The sequence below is a fragment of the Streptomyces sp. NPDC012888 genome (assembly GCF_042900645.1).
Taxonomy (GTDB): Bacteria; Actinomycetota; Actinomycetes; order Streptomycetales; family Streptomycetaceae; genus Streptomyces.
Map to the genome: position 1 here is coordinate 113,615 of NZ_JBIBBM010000012.1, position 18,774 is coordinate 132,388.

Sequence of the window (18,774 nt, forward strand, 5' to 3'; positions counted from 1 at the left end):
CACCGGGTTTTCGTGGCGAGAGCAACCCACGACAGTGCCGGCCGGCAGCCGCGGCGCGGCTCGCGCCGCGTCGGCGGCTCGTCGCCGACGGCCGCGTCAGGGCACCCGGCGGACCTCTGTCACGCGCCCGTAGCAGGCGCTCAGCCCTGGACGAGTGCGTCCCACTGGTCGCGAGTCGGGCCGTCGTCCGTCGGCGAGAAGTCCGGGTGGTCGGCCAGCCAGTCGGTGACGGCCCGGTTCACTTCGTCGGTGCCGTAGGCGTCCTCGGCCGGTTGCAGGAGATGGCGCACCCGGGCACGGGCTCGCATGACGACGGGATCGTCGAAGGCACAGGCCGCCAGGGCGGCAACCCGTCGATCGGAGGGCCCTGAGCTCTTCCCGAGGCGTTGCTCGTGGGCGCGGTCGGCCGTCACCTGCGCGTCGAACAACGGGCGGAGGGCCTCTGCGGTCCAGGAGTGGTAGGCGACGGGGTCCGCGGCGATCCGGTCGGCATGGGCGGCGAGGTGCTGGGCGGCGCGCAGGCCGAGGGCAGCGCCGTGGCCCGAGGTGGGGTTGGTGTGGATGAGGCTGTCCCCGGCGTTGACCAGGCCGGTGACGATGGGTCCGTCATCGTCGACGAGGGCGGTCCAGCGGTTGTCCAGGCCGGCCATCGCCAGGACGGCTGTCCGTGGTTCGGGGGCCAGGTCGAGCCGGGCGGCGGTGGCGGGGAAGAGGCGGGCGGCGGCCTCGAACACGGCGGGATCGGTGAGCGCGCCTCGGGTCGGGTCACTCGTGGAGATCACCAGGTGCACCACGAAGGTGTCGTTGTCCGAAGGGAAGACGCCGGCGAGAGCGAAGGGTGCGGCCGAGCCGGTCTTCACCCGTCCGGGATCCCGTGGACCGTCGGCGCGCAGCCGGTACCAGCGGCACAGATAGGCGATGCCGGTGCGGTGGCTGTCGATCACGGGCGGGCGGCAGCCGGCCGTCGTCAGCCAGGAGGGGACCGGCGAGCGGCGGCCGGCCGCGTCGACGACGAGGTCCGCCTGGTGCGTTTCCGCACCCACCCGTACGCCGGTGACACGTGCAGGGCGGCCTTCCTCGAACGTGAGGGCACGCACCCGGCAGGCGTGCCGCACTTCGACGGTGGGTTCCCGCAGCAAGACCGCGGTCAGGGCGGCCTCCAACACGATGCGGCGGGTGCGCAGGGTTATCAGGTCCTCATCGCCGGCCCGGTGCGGCGGGTGCTCGTCGAACCAGTCGAAGTCGTGGTACGCCCGGGCTCCGCGTGCCAGCAGGTCCGTGTAGACATCGGGGTCTCGGCGCGCAGCACGGTGCGGACGGGCGCGAGGAACGAGTGGGGGTGGTCGGCCTGGGGGACTCGGGGCCTGTCCCAGTGGAAGAAGTCCCGGTCCAGGTCGTCTCCGGCCTGCCGTGCGGCTTGCTCGAACAACGTGACCGTATGGCCCCGGCGGCCGAGCACGAGCGCCGTCCCCAGCCCGCTGATTCCCCCGCCGATCACCGCAACCCGCGCCACAGACCTCCCCTTCGCGTCGCGTTGCGGACTGAGCCTACTGCCAAACGATCTTCAGTTCGAAATAGCGGCCGGCCGCACGCGTCGGACTCGCGCAGCAAATCGAACATGTGCTGGGGAGGCAGCGGTGAACGGGCAGACCCTCCCCAGCCCCCGCCCGCAGCGGCGCGAGCAGTACGGGAGCTGAGCGCCGTGTCCGCGCTGCCGCCGCACCCGGCCCGGCTCCGCACCCTGGTCACCTGCCTGCGCGGCGGACTCAGCCGCGCGGAGCAGGCGCTCGCCGCTGCCGAAGTGCAGGCCGTCGTGACCGGAAGCAGACGTCCGGATGGCTCAAGACGTACCAAGTCGCGGTGCATGATGAGCACATGACCAACAACGGGGGAACACAGGACGAGCCGACGAGCTACGCGCTCCGGCCACCGGCACCGCGGCCGGCCCCGGCACGGGTTCCGGCACCGGCACCGGCACCGGCATCCGCACCTGACGCCGGGCGCCGCATCGGCGGCCGCTACCGGTTGCTCGAGCGGCTCGGTGCCGGCGGGATGGGTACGGTGTGGCGGGCCAGGGACGAGGTCGTGGACCGCGACGTGGCCGTCAAGGAACCACGGGTGCCGGAGCACTTCTCGGAGTCCGAACGCCGCACCGCCTACCTGCGGATGGAGCGGGAAGCACGTGCGGCCGCCCGGATCGACCACCCGTCGGTGGTGACCATCCACGACGTGGTCACCGAGGACGGCCGCCCCTGGATCGTGATGGAGCTGCTGCGCGGGAGGTCCCTGGCCGAGGTCCTGGACGAAGGCACGCTCGCCCCGCACGAAGCCGCACGGATCGGTCTCGCCGTCCTGGGCGCGCTCACCGCCGCCCACGAGGCGGGGGTGTTGCACCGGGACGTCAAGCCGGGCAACGTCATGGTGGGCCGTCACGACCGGGTCGTCCTCACCGATTTCGGCATCGCCCAGGTGGAGGGCGAGGAGAGACTCACCGACACCGGCTCCTTCATCGGATCACCCGAGTACCTCGCCCCGGAACGCGTCCTCGGCCGCCGCCCGGGCCCGGAATCCGACCTGTGGTCCCTCGGGGTGATGCTCTACCAGAGCGTCGAAGGCGTCTCGCCCTTCCGCAGGCAGACCACGGCCTCCACCCTGCAGGCGGTCCTGCTCGCCGAGATCCCCGCACCGCAGAACGCCGGTGACCTGGCCGGTCCGATCAGCGGCCTGCTCCGCAAGGAGCCGGAGACCCGGCTCACCGCGGGAGTCGCACAGCAGTTGCTGCACACGGTGGCCAATCCCGCCGCCGGCGAGGACCGGCCCGGCCACCCGCCGACCGTGACCGCCGGCGGGGAGGCCCCCGAACCGGCCGCGGCGACCTGGGCGCGCCGCCTCCGCGGCCCGTACGGCATCGCGGCGGCCGCGGCGCTCGCCGTCGCCGTGATCGCCGCCCTCGTCCTCGTGTTCACCCGGGACGGGCTGCCGGACGGCTGGAAGGAGTACGACGAGTACCGCATGCACGTGACCGTCGCCGCACCGGCCGACTGGTCCATCACCGTCGAGGACAAGCTGGACAAGGAGAAGGGCGACTACCGCGCCACTCGCTACACCACGCCCAAGGGCGACCAGTGGCTCGTCGTGGACCGTCAGGAGAAGACCACCGAGACCGCCCGCGCGATCGCCGACCGGTGGAAGCAGGAGCGCGAGGCCGCCACCCCGCCCACGGGCGGATCGCGCGCCGTCGTCACGGTGGAGTCCACCACCCACCAGGGCCGCGACGCCGCGCTCTACACCGAGACCTACAACGAGAACACCGCGGGTGCGCCCCGCCGGCTGCACAAGTTCCTCATCGTGGTCACCTCCCGGCAGGAACGGCTGACCCTGGCGGTCAGCGTCCCGGACGGCAAGTCGGCCGGCAAGACCGCCGACGAGCTGCTGGACCAGGCCAGGTCCGGCTTCGAGATCCGCAGGCTCTGACGGTGAGGCGGACCGCCAGGGGAACGGCAGCGGATCAACGGACAGGTCGATGCCGGCAGCAGCGATGCGCGTTCCGTCGACCCGGTCGTCCGGCCACGGTGCCGGCCGCGCCGGCCCGTGCGGACGTCCCGCACCCGAGCCGGGAAGCTGCCGGGGGTGGCGGATGACCGAAGCCGCGCGGCGGGACGGAGGCATGGGTCCGGTGGGTCCGGTTGGGCCGGTGGGTCCGGTGGGTCCGGGAGAAGAGGGTTCGGCTTCTCACGGGAGGTTCGAGTGGTTCCGCGAGACGGTGTCGAAGCACCTCATGCCCGTGAGCCTGGACGCCGGTCAGGCCTCCGACTTCGACGCGGAGGTCACCGACATGGATCTGGGTTCCGCGCGGCTGTCGGCGCTCACGTTCTCCCCGTTGCTCTCGCGCCGCACGTCGGCCCATGTCCGCAGGGGTGATCCCGAGCAGTTCCAGTTGGCGCTGGTCACACGGGGCGCCTTCTGGATCGCCCAGCGGGGCCGCCAGTCGCTCGCCGCGGGGGACCTGGTCCTGACGGACACGTCGCTCCCGAGCGAAGGGGCGAGCGTCCACGGGCCGTCCGCCGTGGGCATTCTGCAGATCCCCCACGCGACGCTGGCGCTGCGGCACGACGAGGTCCGGGGCATCCTCGGGCAGCGCATCCGCGGTGACAGGGGAACGGGTGCCATCCTCGGCGGTTTCCTGCGGACCCTGCTCGCCCAGGGCGCGAGCTGCCGGCCCGCGGAACTCGCCGGCATGGGGTCCGTCGCACTCGACCTGGCGACCGCCTGTCTGGCGCGGCAGCTCGGCGCCCCCGACGCCGCTCCGGCCGAAGCACGCGCCCAGGAGATGTTCCACCGGGTCACCCGCTTCATCGACAACAACCTGGGCGACCCGGACCTGACGCCCCGGGCCGTCGCGGACCGGCACCACATGTCGCTCCGCTCGCTGTACTCCCTCTTCAGCGACCACCCCGTCAGCGTGGCGGCCTACATCCGCCGGGGCCGACTGGAACGGGCGCGTGCGGAACTCGCGCGGCCGGAGGCGAGCGGTCGTCCCGTCCAGGCGATCGCCGCCCGCTGGGGCTTCTCCAGTGCCACCACGTTCAGCCGGATGTTCCGCGAAGCGTACGGGACGACCCCCACCGAGTTCCGGGCGGCCGTCTCCGGGCACGGGGGCGCACAGCGCCCATGAGGGGCGCGTCCGGCCGCGCACGCCCACCGTGTGTCATTTCAGGGACGCCCGGCGTTCCTCGATCAGGCGGCGGTAGGCGGGGTACCACGGTTCGGTCGCGGCCCGGGCGACGACCACGCGCGCCTCGGCGCGCCTGCGGTGGGAGCGGTAGAGGTCGTAGAGGAACCACAGGCACAGGCCCGGCAGGGCGACGCGGAGCCAGGTGAGCGGCAGCAGGGCGATGGCCAGGGCGAGGACGACACAGACGAGGGCCCCCGTGACGACGACGGCGCGGCCGGCGATCCGGCCGATGGTGGCGTCGTCCACCTCGGGTTCGGCCTCGTCGTCGCGGCTCTTGCCGGCCGGCGTCACCGCGCTTCCGGAGCCGGAGCCGGAGCCGGCGCCGTCGCCGTCTTCGTCGTCGCGGAAGACGATGACCGTCTCGGTCAGTGCCTTGGCACGCAGCAGCAGGTGGAGGCCGGGCAGCAGTACCGCGGCCACGGCGACGGCCCGGGCGGCGCCCTCGGCGGGCAGCCAGATCCCGGCCGCGGCGGCGACGGCGGTCAGGAAGTGGGCCCAGGCCGGGGTGATGCGCTGGAAGGCGAGGGTCCGTTCGGCTTCGAGCAGTCCGGCCAGGTGGCGCCGGTCCGGGAGGGCTTCGCCGGGGAGCGGGGAGGGGTGGCTCATGGGGGTCCTTCTCAGGTGGTCGTGCGACAAGGATGCGGCGGAGGGCACGCGGAGGGAAACGGCCGGGCGCCCGCACGGCCCCGGAAGGGACCGTGCGGGCGCCTGGACCCGGGCCGGCCGAGGGTGTCGGCCGGCCCGGGGAGGTGCCGTCACGCCGGGCTGTCAGTCAGTCCGGCAGGAGGGCGGTGCCGGCCACGGGAGCGGCCTCAGCGGTTGCCCCGGGACGGGTGGACGGTGATCAGCGGGACCCAGTACGGGATGCCCCACTTCTTGCCCTTCCAGATGCCGAACCGGATGGCCACGCCCCAGCCCGGTGCCTTGCGCGCGGCGTCGATGACCTTGCCGAGCGTCTTGGCACCCCAGCCCAGCGCCTGGAGCGCCACTCCGAGGGCCTTGCCCACGGGGCTCGGGATGTAGCCGACGAACCGGCCGAGGATCTTGGCGACGTTGCCGCCGCCCTTGAGCGCCTTGGCCAGCTTCTTGGCCTGGGAGTCACGCAGGTAGTACGACCAGACCTTGCTCCAGCCGCGGCCGTCGAGGTCCACCATGGTGATGGGGTCGGCCGGGTAGCCGTAGTAGTTCGGCGATCCGGCCGGGACCGGGTCGACGGACAGGAACCTGCCCGTGGTCGGGTTGTAGACGCGCTGGCCCATCAGGGTCAGACCGGTGAGGGTCTCGCTGGAGCGCTGGTTGCCGCCGAGCCAGCCGTAGCGGGTCGAGGGCCGGCCGTCGCGGGCGACTCCGTACTCGTCGCTGTCCAGCACCTGCGGGGCGTCGGCCGGGTCCAGCGGGAGCTGGAGGGCGACGTCGCCGTGGATGTTGGTCAGCTGGAGGACGACGCCGCCCTGGGCGCCGGTGGTGGCGGCGAGCTGCCCGCTCGCCGATTCGACGTTGCGGGTCAGCGCGCCGGTGGCCACGTCCTCGACGATCCAGCGCGGGTTGTCGCTCTGTCCGTCGTAGTGGTTGCGCTTGTGCTGCTCCTGCGTCCACACGCCGTCGATCTGGGTCTCGACCGTCCAGCTGCGGAAGCGGTGGGCGGCGTCGAGGGTCCACGTCTGGCGGTTGGCGCCCGAGGTCTGACGCTGCACCAGGTCGTTGGCGAAGTAGTCGAGGGTGCTGCCGGGCAGCGCGGTGGTGCGGCCGAAGGCGTCGTAGGCGTAGCCGGCGTCGACCAGACGGTCGCCGGTGTCGTACCCGTACGTCTTGGCGGTGCCGCCGGTGGTCGGGCAGTCGGTGCCGGCGGCACCTTCCGCCGTGGTCAGTCCGGTGCGGTTGCTGCGCTTGTCGAAGGTGTACGAGCGGGTCGTGCACACGTCGCCGACGGTGTCGTTGACGCGGGTCAGTCGTCCGGCACGGTCGTAGGAGTAGTCCTGGGCGGACCAGCCGGAGTGGGTGAGCGCCTGGCCGTGCGCCGACCGGCTCACGATGTCGGAGTACACCATCTGACCGTCGCTGTCGCGGGTGTAGACCCGCTCCAGGCCGGCGCCGGTGGAGTCCTCGCGGACCTTCAGGGTGTAGCCGCCGGGGAGCTTCTCCGTGGCCACGCCGCCGTCGGCGTCGTAGGTGGTGGAGAAGGTGCCGGCGACCGAGTCGGTGGTGCTGGTGACGAGGCCGCGCGGCTCGGCGTCGTGATCGTAGGCGTACGTCACGGTCGACGGCGCGGAGTCGGTGGCCTTGACCGGGCGGTTCAGCAGGTCGTACGCGAAGGTGGTGGTGCCACCGTCGGCGTCCGTGTACGAGATGAGCCGGCCGAGCTTGTCGTACTGCTGGGTGATGGTGCCGCCGGTCGGCGAGGTGGTCTTGACCACGTTGCCGGTGTGCGGGTCGTACTCGAAGGCACGGTCGGGTACCGCCGCGCCGACGCCGCCGGTGGTCTTCACCGAGGTGGGGCGACCGGCGTTGTCGAACTCGGTGAGGGTGGTGCGGGTCACGCCGTTGGCGGTCTCGGAGACCTTGGAGATCTCACCCCACCAGTTGTACTCGACCGTACGGCCGGGCAGCTCGGCGGGGTTGGTGCCGCCGCCGGTGGTGGCGGTCGCCGGGCCGCTGTAGCACGGCAGGTCGGCCCACTCCGGGCGGCCGGCGCACTCACCGGTGCCGGTGGCGGACCAGTACCTGGTCACGAAGGTGGCCGCGTCGGAACCGTTGGAGCCGGGACGGATCGACTTGGTGACCCGGCCCTGCGCGTCGGTCTCGGTCGAGCTGGTGATCGCCAGACCGGACGGGTCCTGGATCGTCTTGGTGGACAGGCCCTTGACCCAGTCGTAGACCGTCTGCGTGGCCCGCGCGTCGGCGTGCAGCGTCGGGTGCACGAGCAGCTGGGCGCCCTTGGTGGCCTTGGTGACCTGGTCCTCGATGGTCGCGGTGCCGTCGGTCGGACGGCCCGCGTCGTACTCGTTGACGGTCCAGCCGCGGGCGACGACGGAGGCACCGGCGGTCGCCACGGTGGTGCTGCCCGACTTCAGGTCCTCGGCCAGCGAGATGCGGTGCAGCGGGCCGAGCTCCTGGAGCTCGCGGGTGCCCTTGGCGTCGAAGATCGACCGGTTGGAGAGCAGCTCCGCGCGGTCGGCGGTGGCCAGTCCGTTGATGCCGAGGTCGGCCAGCTGGGCCTTGTCGGCGTCCGTGACGCCCAGTGCCAGGGCACGGTTGTCCGCGGTCAGCTCGCGGACGGCGTTGCCGTGGTGGTCGTACTCCGTGGCGGAGACGTGACCGCCGGGCTCGGCGGCGTTGACCTCGCGGCCGGAGGCGTTGGTGTACGTGATCCGGGCGCGCTTGTAGTCCGCCGCGGTGAGGGCCGAACCGGCGTGGCCGGCCGGGACGGAGTCCGCCGGGAAGACGGCGGTGGCGTCGGTCGGGGCGTCGGTCTGGCCCCACGCCTTCACGTCCGCGGCACCCATCTTGTAGGGGGCGGTGGTTCCGGTCAGCGGTACGTCGTAGACGACGCTGGTGGAGGCGGTGCCCTCCTCGACGTCGGCCGTGCCCTGCTTGAGGCCCTTGCGGGTGGCCTTCAGCAGCATGCCGTCACCGGCGGTGGCGGCGTTGCCCGCCTTGCCGTAGGTGAAGTCCCAGGGGATCTCGGACTGTGCGTGGTACCACGTGACGCGGCCCGCGGAGTCGTACGAGTACTGGGTCTGCATGCCCTGGTTCAGGTGGGGGTTCCACGCCTGGCGCAGCTTGCCGCCCGCGTCGTAGCGGTACGTCGCGATGGCCTGGGAGGTGGCGCCGGCGGCGCCGCCCCAGGTGGACCACAGACGGATCTCCTTGACCTGTCCGGCGAAGTCGCCGAAGTCGGCGCCGGTGGAGTAGCCGGTGGCGGTGGTGGTGTCCGCGTAGACGAACTCCAGGGCGCGGCAGCCCTTGGTGGCGGGTGCCGTGGTGCAGGTCTGCGCGGAGACCGCGGAGGTGGGTGCGATGATCCGCTTGGGACGGGCCAGCTTCTTGCCGTCGACCGTCACGGCTTCGGAGACGACCGTGGTGGTGGCGTGCTCCAGGCCGCCCTTGGTGGCGCCGGTCATCGGCCAGTTGAGGCCGGCCGCGTCGGCCTTGGCGAAGGTGACGGTGGCGCCGTCGTTCTCCTTCAGGGTGAACGAGCCGGTCAGGGAGCCGGTGAGGAGCAGTTCCTCGGAGCCCGGTTCGGGCTTCCAGCCGTTGCCGGAGGTGGCGGTGAAGCCGACCTCCTCACCGGTGTTGTCGACGATCGCGACGGAGGTGGCGGAGGTCTTCTTGACGTAGGACCACCGGGTCTCGGTCAGTTCGGCGACGGTGCCGGAGGTCCACTCCTTGCCGAAGATCGGGGCCTGGCCGTCCTGCGCCGCGCCCGCGCCGGGGCGGCGGGAGGAGGCGGAACGCGTCACCGACATGTCGAACGCGGAGGCGTCGGTCTCGGTGAGGGAGAAGTCACCGGTCAGCTGGTTGAGCGTGCCCGGTCCGACGGAGGTCAGCGGTGCGTCACCGGCGATGCGGTCGACGGTGATCGTGTGGTGCGGGGAGTAGGTGTACCCCGAGCCGCTGGTGAAGCCGGCCCGCACGTCGATCGCGCCGTCGGCGGCGAGGGTGTCGGTGATGTTCCAGGTGAGGCCGATCGGGTTGCCCGCGGGGGCGGAGGCCGGCCAGCCGGGGACGGTGGAGCCGTCGGACGCCTTGCGGACGTCCGCCACGGGGACGTCCTTCCAGGTGTCCGTCTCGCCGCGGCGGTACTGGTAGACGACGCCGGTGTGGTTGTCCTTGCCCTGGGCGGACAGGCCCACGCGGCGGGCCGGGCGCTCGCCCTCGCCCGGGGTGAGCAGCGCGGCGCCGCCACCGGCGGAGAAGGTGTAGGCGGTCTCGGCCGAGGTGTTGCCGGCGGCGTCGCGGGTGCGCGCCTTGAGGGTGTGATCGCCGGCGCCGAAGGTCAGCGAGCGGGTGACGGCCGTGGTGGTGGCGACCGTGGTCCAGCTACCGCCGTCGAGCGAGTACTGGATGTCCTTCACGTCGCCGGAGGGCGGGGTGAAGGTGAAGTCGCCGGTGAAGTTGCCGTTGCCGTCGGGGGTTCCGGACCACTGGCCCGCCGGGAAGTGCGTCGAGGAGATGGTCGACGCGGCCGGGGCGGTGGTGTCGACCGTGAAGGTCTGCCAGGCCGACCAGTTGCCGTTGTACGCCGAGCCGTCGTAGACGGAGGCGCGCCACTTGTACTGGCCGGGGGCCAGGGCGGTGGTCGGCGTCCAGGGGGCGTTGGCGCCCGAGGCGACGAACGCGGAGGTTCCGCTCTGCAGGGCCGTGGTGCCGGTCGGCGTCCAGATCTCGTAGGTGAGCCGGACGGTGTTGCCGTCGGCGTCGGTGGCCTTGCCCGTCAGGGTGGGCGTGGTGTCGCTGGTCGAGGTGCCGGTCAGCGGTGACACCGGGGACGCCACGCCGGGCTTGGTGTTGTACGTGACGGACAGGTAGGGGGTGTTCGAGGCCGCGTTGCCGGAGTTGAAGCGCTTCCAGCCGTACGGGTCGGACTCGTCGGTGGCCCGGATGCCGAGGGTGTTGTTGCTGTTGCCGTTGGCGGCCCAGGCGGCGGCGAGCGAGGTGATGCCCTGGCTCACCCAGCCGTCGTTGCAGGAGGACGAGAAGCCCTTGGTGGACGTGCTGGACGCCCACTTCTTGCCCCAGCTCGGCTGGCTGGTCCAGCGGGTGGAGGTGGACGCCGAGCCGGTGTCCCAGACCTCCCAGCCCTTGGCCGTGCAGGACCAGGAGTGGTGGTTCCACAGGTTCAGCTTGGCGTCGAGGATCTGCTTGCCCGTCATCTTCGCCATGGGGAAGCTGAGGAAGGAGCGGGCGATCTGGCCGGAGCCGTTGTTGCCGAGCTTCAGTTCGGTCTGCGCCGACACGTCCGTCGTGTAGCCCTGCTGGACGAAGGTGTCGAAGCCGACGCCGATGCTGACGGCCGGGTCGATGGTGACCGGGAACTTCGTCTTGGGGTCAGCCAGGAACTTCGCGTCCGGAGTGAGCGTCAGGTCGATCTCGTCGCCGTTCTGCGTGACCTTCAGGCCCACGTCGGCGATGTTCTTGTGGTCGCCGGACTTCGGGTCGACGTCGGCGTCCCACATGACGGGCGCCGGCAGGACGCCGACCTGCTTGCCCGTCCGGGTGTCGAGGAAGGTGACCGAACGGTCGTCGTTGACCTGGGCCTTGACGCCCTTGGCGGTCAGCGTGAGGGTGACCGAGCCGTTGGCCGCGATGGCGCTGCGGTCCTTGAGCTCCAGGTACTGCTCGAAGCCGGTACGGGTCGACTCGACGATCAGGTCGGTGCGGGTGAGCGCGTCGACGTAGCGGGCTGAGGTGCCTTCGATCTTCGGTTCGGGCAGCGCGCCGCGCCACCCGATGGTCAGCTGCTTGCCGTCCTCGGCGAGCGAGACCAGGGGGGTGGACGGCGTCTTCCCGGCACCGGGGGCGCCGGCCGCCTTGATCTTGGCCGCCTTGTCGGTGGGCGTGCGGCCGGCCAGCTTGAGGTCGAGCGGGTGCGACTTGGCGCGCAGCCCGCCGCCGGCGGACGGGACGAGGTCCACGTCGATGGGCTGCCAGGTGCCGGAGGCGTCCTGGAAGCGGATGGGGCCGCTGGCGGCCTCGACGGTCGTGCTGCCGTCGGGGTTGGCGAAGGTGGACGCGTTCTCGGTGCGCTCGGAGAGCGCCTCGACCCGGTGGCCCGACAGGCGGGCGGCGACCTGCGCGGAGGCCAGGTCCTTGGCGGAGTTGGCGTACCTGACGGGCTTCTGGGGTGCGGCCGGGGTCTTCCCCTGGGGCAGCGCCACGGCCTGACCGGTGGTCGCGACGACCACCGCGGCCTCCAGTGCCATGAGGGTGGCCATCGCCATGGCCACGCGCGGCAGAGTGCGGCCCCGGCGGGGTCCGACTCGCCCATGCGCAAGGGATATCAGCGGGGCCACGCGCCCCGCCCGGTCCCCTGTACGACGGTTCATGTGAGTGCCTTCCTGGCCTGCGAGATCGTTTGTCTCGCAGCTCGCGCATCCTCACATCACCGGCCGGGGTTGGGGAGGGCCCGACGGCGACGGTCGTGCGGCCGGATACGCCACCCTCCGCATGCGGTCGATCCGTTGATCAAGAGCCATATCGGACGTTTGCATCCGCGGGTTCTCACCGGCAGTGATCATGGCTCGCCGACAGGGGCCCGGGGCGCCAAACGGAGGCGGATTGATGAGATCCGATCGTTATGAAGGGCCGGGGGAAAGCTCAAGTTTTGCTCAGAGCGGGTCGGCGTGCGCGTGTCCGCGCGCCGGGTGAGTAAGTATCACACGGCGCGCGGCGACGTCCCGTTGGGACCGCGCGCCACCGCGGGCCGCCCAGGGCGAGCCCGCAGATCAGGCCCACGCCGGACGACGCCGGAGGAGGTCGACCGGGTTCGGTTTCCTGCCGTTCTCGTGGCACGTGCCGGGAGTGATGGCGAGGTCCGGGCCGGAAGAGGCGGCCCTGCCGCTCTGCGCGTGGACGGGGCCGACGCGTCGGCCGAGGTCCGGCCCCCGGCGGTCGGGGGTCCCGGAAGCGGAACCGGACGGGACTCCCGTTGCGGCGGCCGGTGTTCCGGTAGCGTCCGGCCAAGCGGGCCATCGGTTCGGCCCTGCCCGGCGACTACCACTCGTGGGTAGGACCGGGGCGGAGCGGTCAGGCGTCCGGCGGGTTCGATGCGGCGTGCGGCTCCAGGCGGACGCAGCAGTGGCCTGGGCTGGGTGCCAGGGATGCCTGGAGGCCTGTCGCGTCGAGACCGCTGAGGACTCCGCGGAGCAGGTGGAGGTTCATGCCGCACACGGTCCGGGTGTGTTCCCGGGCCAGTGTGTGGAAGGGACAGTTGGCCAGGACGATGCCGGCGTCCTCGCGGCGTGGCTCGTAGCCGTACCGCTCCAGCAGGGTGAAGAGGTTCGTCTCGTTCCGTTCGCCCAGTCGCGCGCCGAGGGCCTCGGCCTCGCGGTGCAGCACCTGGCGCACCGGTTCACCCGTCGCGTCGGATTCCTCCACGGCTCGGGCGAGTAGCCGTCCGGCCAGCTCGTAGTGGCGTTCCGGCAGGTGGACGGCGACCTGCCTCGCCGAGCGGCGGTAGAGCTTCGCCGGCCTTCCGGCGCCCGGTCCGGAGCGTCCGCTGCGGCGCTCGTAGACGACGTCGAGCAGGGATTCTCCGGCCAGCCGGTCGAGGTGGAACGCGGCGGTCTTCCGGGCCAGCCCGAGCGCCGCGGCCGCCTCGTCACGGCTGACGGCGCCCGGCTGGCGCACCACGTGGTCGTACAGCCTCCTGCGGGTCGGCTCGTCGAGGGCGGCGATGGCGGAGACGTCGGAGACGTCAGAGATGTCGGAGACGTCGGGACCGCGTACTTCCTTCGGTGTGTCCACGCACACCAGTGTAAAACCCACAGCTCTTGACTATAGAGCCGGACCGAGCTTCTATGAGAAATGAACCTTGCTTTTAGAAGGGAGAGGGTCATGGCCTCGCCAACGACACGCACCCCTCCGGGCGCCGAGCGGCCGGCGCTCGCCGACCCGGGCTACCAGGCGTTCGTCATCCTCCGTACCGGATTCACCGTGGCGCCGATCCTGTTCGGCCTGGACAAGTTCGCCAACCTCCTCACGGACTGGTCCGCCTACCTCGCGCCGTGGATCGACGGCATCCTGCCCGGCAGCGCCCAGGCGGCCATGTACGCCGTGGGCGTCGTCGAGATCCTGGCCGGCGTGGCCGTCGCGCTGGCCCCTCGCTTCGGGGGCTGGCTGGTGGCCGGATGGCTTGCGGGGATCATCGTCAACCTGCTCACCGTCCCCGGCCACTACGACGTCGCGCTGCGCGACTTCGGACTCCTCCTCGGCGCGGTCGCCCTCGCACGGCTCGCGCAGCGATACCGCACCGAGGGCGACCGGCCGTGAACGCGTCCGGAGCCCCCTGACCTCCGGCGGGTGGTGTACCGCGGCACCACCCGCCGGTCGTCGGGCCCCGGGGGGGTCAGAAACGCAGGGGGTCGCTGGTCAGCCGGGCGCCCATGTTGAGCTCCATCATGCGCAGGGCGGCGTCGGCGAGGTCGGCATGGATGTGGGCGACGGCTTGCGTGGGGACGACGACGTCGAGGTGGCGGATGTGGGCGTCCAGGGCGGAGTAGAGCACGCACTGCTCGGTGACCTGGCCCACCAGCACCAGCCGGGAGATGTCCATGGTGCTGAGCAGATAGGCGAGCGGGGTCTCGTAGAAGACGGAGTGGCGGGCCTTGACGACGAAGAGGGAGTCCTCGTCCGGGAGGACGGGCTCCACCAGCTCGGGGTGCTCACCCGCCAGCGCGGCGTCGATGATCTGGCCGTGGTGCGAGCGCCACTGGCCGAAGTTGTCGTTCACGTAGACGACCGGCACGTCGGCGGCCCGGGCCGCGGCGAGCACGTCCACGACGCCGGACAGGGCGGCCCGGACGGAGGGGACCAGGAGGTGTGCGTCCTGGTGCTGGTAGGGGTTGAGCATGTCGATGACCACCACGGCCGTGTTGTCCATGCCTTCGAATCTCGGGGCGTCGCCGTGTTCTCGCGGGTGGCCCGGCCGGGGCTTCAACCTTCCGGCGCAGCGCTACCGCGCGGAGGGGTGCCTCTGGCGCCGTGCGGCGGCAGCGTCGGTGCCCCCGGGGCCCGGCCGCGTGCGGGCCCGTCCGCACGTAACGGCAAGGGGGCGGGGTACCGCTCGTGCGGCACCCCGCCCCTTGCCGGGCCCGTCCGGTCAGAGGATGACGTTGAAGGACTGCCAGCCGGTGCCGACGAGGGTGCGCTCGTTCAGGAAGTCGAAGAGCTCACCGTTGCGCGTGACGCCCACCTGTTCGGGGGAACCGTCGCTGTTGAGGTCGGTGGCGTAGGGGTTCCACTCGCCCGGCCACCAGCCGTTGCCGGTGAAGTAGCGGGCGCCGAAGCTGACCACGCCGTCCTTGGTGGTGTTGGGGAAGACGTACAGTTCGCCGCCGTTGGTGCGGCCCAGGATGTCGGTCTTGTAGTCGCCGTTGAGGTCCGCGAACCGCAGCGTGGTCCAGCCGTCGGGCCAGAAGCCGTTGCCGAGGAAGGCGCGGGGTCCGAGCGTGCCGGTGCCGGTCCCGCCGATGTGGGGGTACATCCACAGGTCGCCGTTGGTGTCCCGGGCGGCGACGTCGGTCCGGCCGTCGCCGTTGATGTCACCGAAGCCCAGGGCGTGGAAGTTCCAGCCGACGCCGATCATGACCGGGGCTCCGAAGGAGTAGGTGCCGCTTCCGCCGTTGCCGGGGTAGAGCCAGAGGTCGCCTTCCTTGGTCCGTCCGATGACGTCCGAGTAGCCGTCGTTGTCGAGGTCGGCGGTGTAGGCGTGGGTCCAGTGCTCCGGCCACCAGCCGATGCCGACGAGGTAGCGGCTGCCGAGGGTGCTCGTGCCGGTGCCGCCGGTGCCGGGGTAGACCCACATGTCGCCGTGGGGGTCGATGGCGAGGACGTCGGTGAAGCCGTCGCCGTTGTAGTCCGGGCGACTTTGCGAGCCGCTGGTCCACAGGCCCTGGCCGGAGGCGTTGTGGATGACGAGTACGCCGCGGGGGTTGAGTACGGCGTAGGAGTAGGGCGTGTTGGTGTTGCTGCTCCACAGCTTGGTGGTGCCGTCGGCCTTGTAGACGACGAGGTTGCCGTCGCTCTGCATGCGGGCGATGGCGCCGGGGTTGCCGTTGGTGTTGGTCGCCCAGATCGGCTTGCCCGTCCTCGTCTGCAGCACGAGGTTGCCGTCGCTCTGCATCACGAGCTTGGCGTTGCCGCTGTTGAACTCCTGGCCGGAGGCGAGCGTGGTGCCGGCGGTGATCCGGGCGCCGCCGATGCCGTCGATGGGGAAGGAGGCGGCGAAGGAGACGTTGTCGGCTGCGGGCGTCTTGCCCGGCCAGCCGGTCACGGTGTTGTCGGTCTTGCGGGCCCACAGGTCGGCGATGCCGTCGCCGGTGACGTCGCCGACGGACCCGACGGTCGGGTACGTGGCGGCCCCGACGCCGGTTCCGATCTTGACGCGGGCGGCCGTGTTGCCCCAGGTCGTCGGGTCGAGGTAGCCGTTGGGGGCCTTGCTGCCGTACGAGCGCAGGATGTCGCCGCTCGCGTTGTCGCGCAGCCACAGGTCGGCGATCCCGTCACCGTTCAGGTCGCCCGGGGCGATGACGGTGAACCTGTCCCAGTCGCCACCCCCGACGAGCACCGGGGCGCGGGTGTTGCCGAGGTCGAGGTCGGGGGCGGCGCGGTTGCCGTAGTAGGCCCAGAGGAACTTGCCCTGCTTGACCAGGACGTCGGGGTGATTGTCACCGTTGAGGTCGCCGGCCGAGATGACCTGTTCCGCGTTGAACCAGTGGTCGTCGCCGGTCCACGTCTCGTCGCCGAGGCAGCCCGTCTCCTCGTTGACGGCGGGGCAGGAGACGTTCAGTTCGGCTTGCGGGCCGGACACGGTGCCGCTGCCGTTGTTGGGGTGGACCCAGAGCCTCTTCTTCTTCTCGACGTCGTCGTACTTGAGGACGAGGAGGTCGTTGTAGCCGTCCTGGCCCCAGTCGCCGCCCGGTGCGATGTGGGCGCCCTGGAAGCTCTGCCCGCCGTTGGTGGCGGCGGAGAACTTGCCGTTGCCCTGCCCCGCGTAAGTGAGCAGCGAGCCCTGCTTGTCGAGCGTCCAGATGTCCCGGTGGCCGTCACCGTTCAGGTCGCCCGGACCGTCCCGCTCTGCGGAGCGGGCCGCGTAGAACAGGTAGGCGGTGGTGTCGGACCGGTTGCCGGCCTTGTCCACCGTGTAGGCGTAGACGTAGTGGGGTCCGAAGCCGGGCGGGGTGAGGGTCACGTTCGTGCCGGGCGCGACGGCGCGCGCGCCGGGGTCGAAGTCCGTGTAGTAGAGGATCTCCTTGGCGTCGGCCACGCCGTTGGCGCTGAGCGTGAAGGTGCCCGGCGTGCGGGCCTTGCCGGTGACGGCCGGCCAGCCGCTCCTGCCGTCCGGGAACTGGGTCGAGCTGATCAGCGGCGGAGTGCCGGGGCGGTCCCGGTCGACGGAGAACTTGCACGTGGCCGACCAGGCGGAGTAGGCGTTGTCCTGGTCCTTCGCCCGGACCCGCCACGTGTAGTCGCCATCGGGGAGGCTGGCGTCGGGGACGGCCCAGGTGGCCACCCTGCCCTTGTTCGCCGGGACGGACTGCTTCGCGGTCGCGGTGCTCTGGCCGGTCTTGTAGAGCTCGAAGTCGGCCTGGAGGTTGCCGCCGTCCGCGTCGTCGACGGCGGCGTGCAGGCTGACACTCGCGTTGCCGACGAGACCGCCCGCGGTGCAGGAGGTGGACGGGTTCGTCCCGAGTCCGCTCGGCGTGGCGGGCGGGTTGTTGTACTCGGTCTCGACCGTCAGGGTCTTCGGGTCGAAGCGCTTCCAGCCGAAGGTGTCCGACTCGTTGCCGGCGTAGAGACCGACGGTCACGCTGGACCAGCCGCCCGCGGCGGCCTGCCTGGCCAGCCCGGTCGTGTCGAACTCCAGGTTCCCCGCGGCGCAGTCCTTGCTCCAGCCCTTGGAGTCGTTGACGGTGGCCAGCGGCGAGCCGCCGATCTTGCCGGGCTGGTTGTTCCAGGTGGTCTTGGGGGAGATCCCGCCGACGTGCCACAGCTGCACCGGCCGGTCCTGGCACGACCAGGACCAGGTGTTGCGGACCCGCAGCGTCGACTTGTTGACCTGGGCGCCCTTGAGGTTGGAGGTGTCGAACTGGAAGAAGGAGCGGGAGAGGCCGTTGGTCTCGGTCTCGTAGCCGACGCGAACGTCGTCCTTGCTGTTCCAGTACGAGGTGTTCGGGTACTTCTTGTAGACCCGCGTCCAGTTCTGCCGTTCGCCCCATGCCCATGACGGGTCGATGAAGACCGGGTACCTGGTCTGGGCTCCGGTCAGCAGCGCCTGGTCGGGCTTGATCTCCAGGGTGCCGTTCGCGACCGTCGTCGGCATGTGCGCGTCCTGGGCGCCGACCTGCGGGATGAAGGCGTCGGCGGGTGCGGGCGCCTCTTCCCCGGTGGTGAGGGTCGTGGCGGAGGACTGCAGCGTCATGGCGGAGGGCGCGGTCTGCGTCCCTGCCGACGCTGCCGTGGTGGTGGAGTCCCACATCAGCGGGGAAGGGCTGGTGAAGACCCTCTGACCGGCGGGGTTGACCGCGGTGATCGCTCCGGTCGCGGCGTCCGTCGTGACGTTCAGCCCGACGGTGCCGATCCGGAACTTCAGGGCCGCGAGCTCGGGGTTCTTCGCGGCTTCGGCGGTCTTGACGACCAACAGCTGCGAGAACCCTTCGACCTCGGCCTTCACCTGGAGGTCCACGTCCGGCAGGACGTTCGCGTACGTCGCGACGTTGCCGGCGAGCGTGGGCTTCGGCAGCGCCTTGGGCCATGACAGGGACAGCGTGCGGCCGTCCTTCACACCGGTCAGCAACGGGGCGGTGCCGCCACCGGAGAACGTGACGGACACCGTCGCGGCCTTGGAGACGACCTTGCCGTCGGCCGCGAACACCAGCGTCGGATCCGTGGGCACCCAGACTCCGGCGCGCAGCACCCGCACCGGGGTGCCGTAGCGCTTGACGGACCACTTTCCGGTCGGCATCGCCCAGGTGTCCGAGGCTTCCGTCCGGGCCGAGACCAGCTCGTAGGGCTGCCCGGTCTCCTTCGCCTTGGCGAGCGCGAAGTCCTCGGGGCTCATCGAGCCCTCGGCAACGGGATCCGTGGCGGCGGCCGCTGTCGGCACGGGCGCCAGTACGCCGAGACCGGCAGCCGTTATCGCACCCACCACGGAGAGCGCGGCAATTCGCGTACTCCCCCGACCGCCCGGAAATCCGGAACGGGGCTTTCTTGTTTTCACGCGCACTCCGTCTGTCGAGTATGTCGGGGTCACTCTACTGCCCGCTACACCACACCCCGCACCACCTTTGACCAGGCACTTCTCCGCCCATCTCAGACGG

Annotated in this window: 8 protein-coding genes and 1 pseudogene; 3 read left to right on the forward strand and 6 right to left on the reverse strand. The window is 71.4% G+C overall.

What is annotated here, in order from left to right; all coding sequences use genetic code 11:
* Positions 1–140 precede the first annotated feature (140 nt).
* Positions 141–1,513 (reverse strand): annotated as a pseudogene (locus ACFY61_RS21760) (FAD-dependent oxidoreductase).
* Between the two features lie 362 nt (positions 1,514–1,875).
* Between ACFY61_RS21760 and ACFY61_RS21765 the strand changes: the two are divergent.
* Positions 1,876–3,474, forward strand: a complete 1,599-nt coding sequence (locus ACFY61_RS21765; RefSeq protein WP_389474211.1) for a serine/threonine-protein kinase — start codon at positions 1,876–1,878, stop codon at positions 3,472–3,474.
* 289 nt (positions 3,475–3,763) lie between these two features.
* A complete protein-coding gene (locus ACFY61_RS21770; protein WP_389474213.1) occupies positions 3,764–4,675 on the forward strand; it encodes a helix-turn-helix domain-containing protein in 912 nt (303 codons plus the stop codon).
* 33 nt (positions 4,676–4,708) lie between these two features.
* Here ACFY61_RS21770 and ACFY61_RS21775 read toward each other — a convergent pair whose 3' ends face one another.
* The 3 genes from ACFY61_RS21775 to ACFY61_RS21785 all read right to left on the reverse strand — a co-directional run bounded on the left by ACFY61_RS21775 (position 4,709) and on the right by ACFY61_RS21785 (position 13,207).
* Positions 4,709–5,341, reverse strand: a complete 633-nt coding sequence (locus ACFY61_RS21775) for a hypothetical protein (protein WP_389474214.1) — start codon at positions 5,339–5,341, stop codon at positions 4,709–4,711.
* A gap of 206 nt (positions 5,342–5,547) precedes the next feature.
* Positions 5,548–11,676: a DNRLRE domain-containing protein gene (locus ACFY61_RS21780; protein WP_389474363.1), complete on the reverse strand. Its 6,129-nt coding sequence runs from the start codon at positions 11,674–11,676 to the stop codon at positions 5,548–5,550.
* Positions 11,677–12,481: 805 nt separating this feature from the next.
* Positions 12,482–13,207: a helix-turn-helix transcriptional regulator gene (locus ACFY61_RS21785; RefSeq protein ID WP_389474365.1), complete on the reverse strand. Its 726-nt coding sequence runs from the start codon at positions 13,205–13,207 to the stop codon at positions 12,482–12,484.
* Between the two features lie 84 nt (positions 13,208–13,291).
* Between ACFY61_RS21785 and ACFY61_RS21790 the strand changes: the two genes are divergently transcribed.
* The gene (locus tag ACFY61_RS21790; protein ID WP_389474216.1) at positions 13,292–13,726 is read left to right on the forward strand and encodes a hypothetical protein; all 435 of its coding nucleotides are present in this window, start codon (positions 13,292–13,294) and stop codon (positions 13,724–13,726) included.
* Between the two features lie 76 nt (positions 13,727–13,802).
* On the opposite strand, the gene ACFY61_RS21795 is transcribed toward ACFY61_RS21790, so the two are convergent.
* Both ACFY61_RS21795 and ACFY61_RS21800 read right to left on the reverse strand, forming a co-directional pair.
* Positions 13,803–14,336, reverse strand: a complete 534-nt coding sequence (locus ACFY61_RS21795) for a cysteine hydrolase family protein (RefSeq protein ID WP_389474218.1) — start codon at positions 14,334–14,336, stop codon at positions 13,803–13,805.
* 219 nt (positions 14,337–14,555) lie between these two features.
* Positions 14,556–18,560, reverse strand: coding sequence for an FG-GAP-like repeat-containing protein (locus ACFY61_RS21800; RefSeq protein WP_389474220.1), 4,005 nt, complete (start codon positions 18,558–18,560; stop codon positions 14,556–14,558).
* Positions 18,561–18,774: the final 214 nt, after the last annotated feature.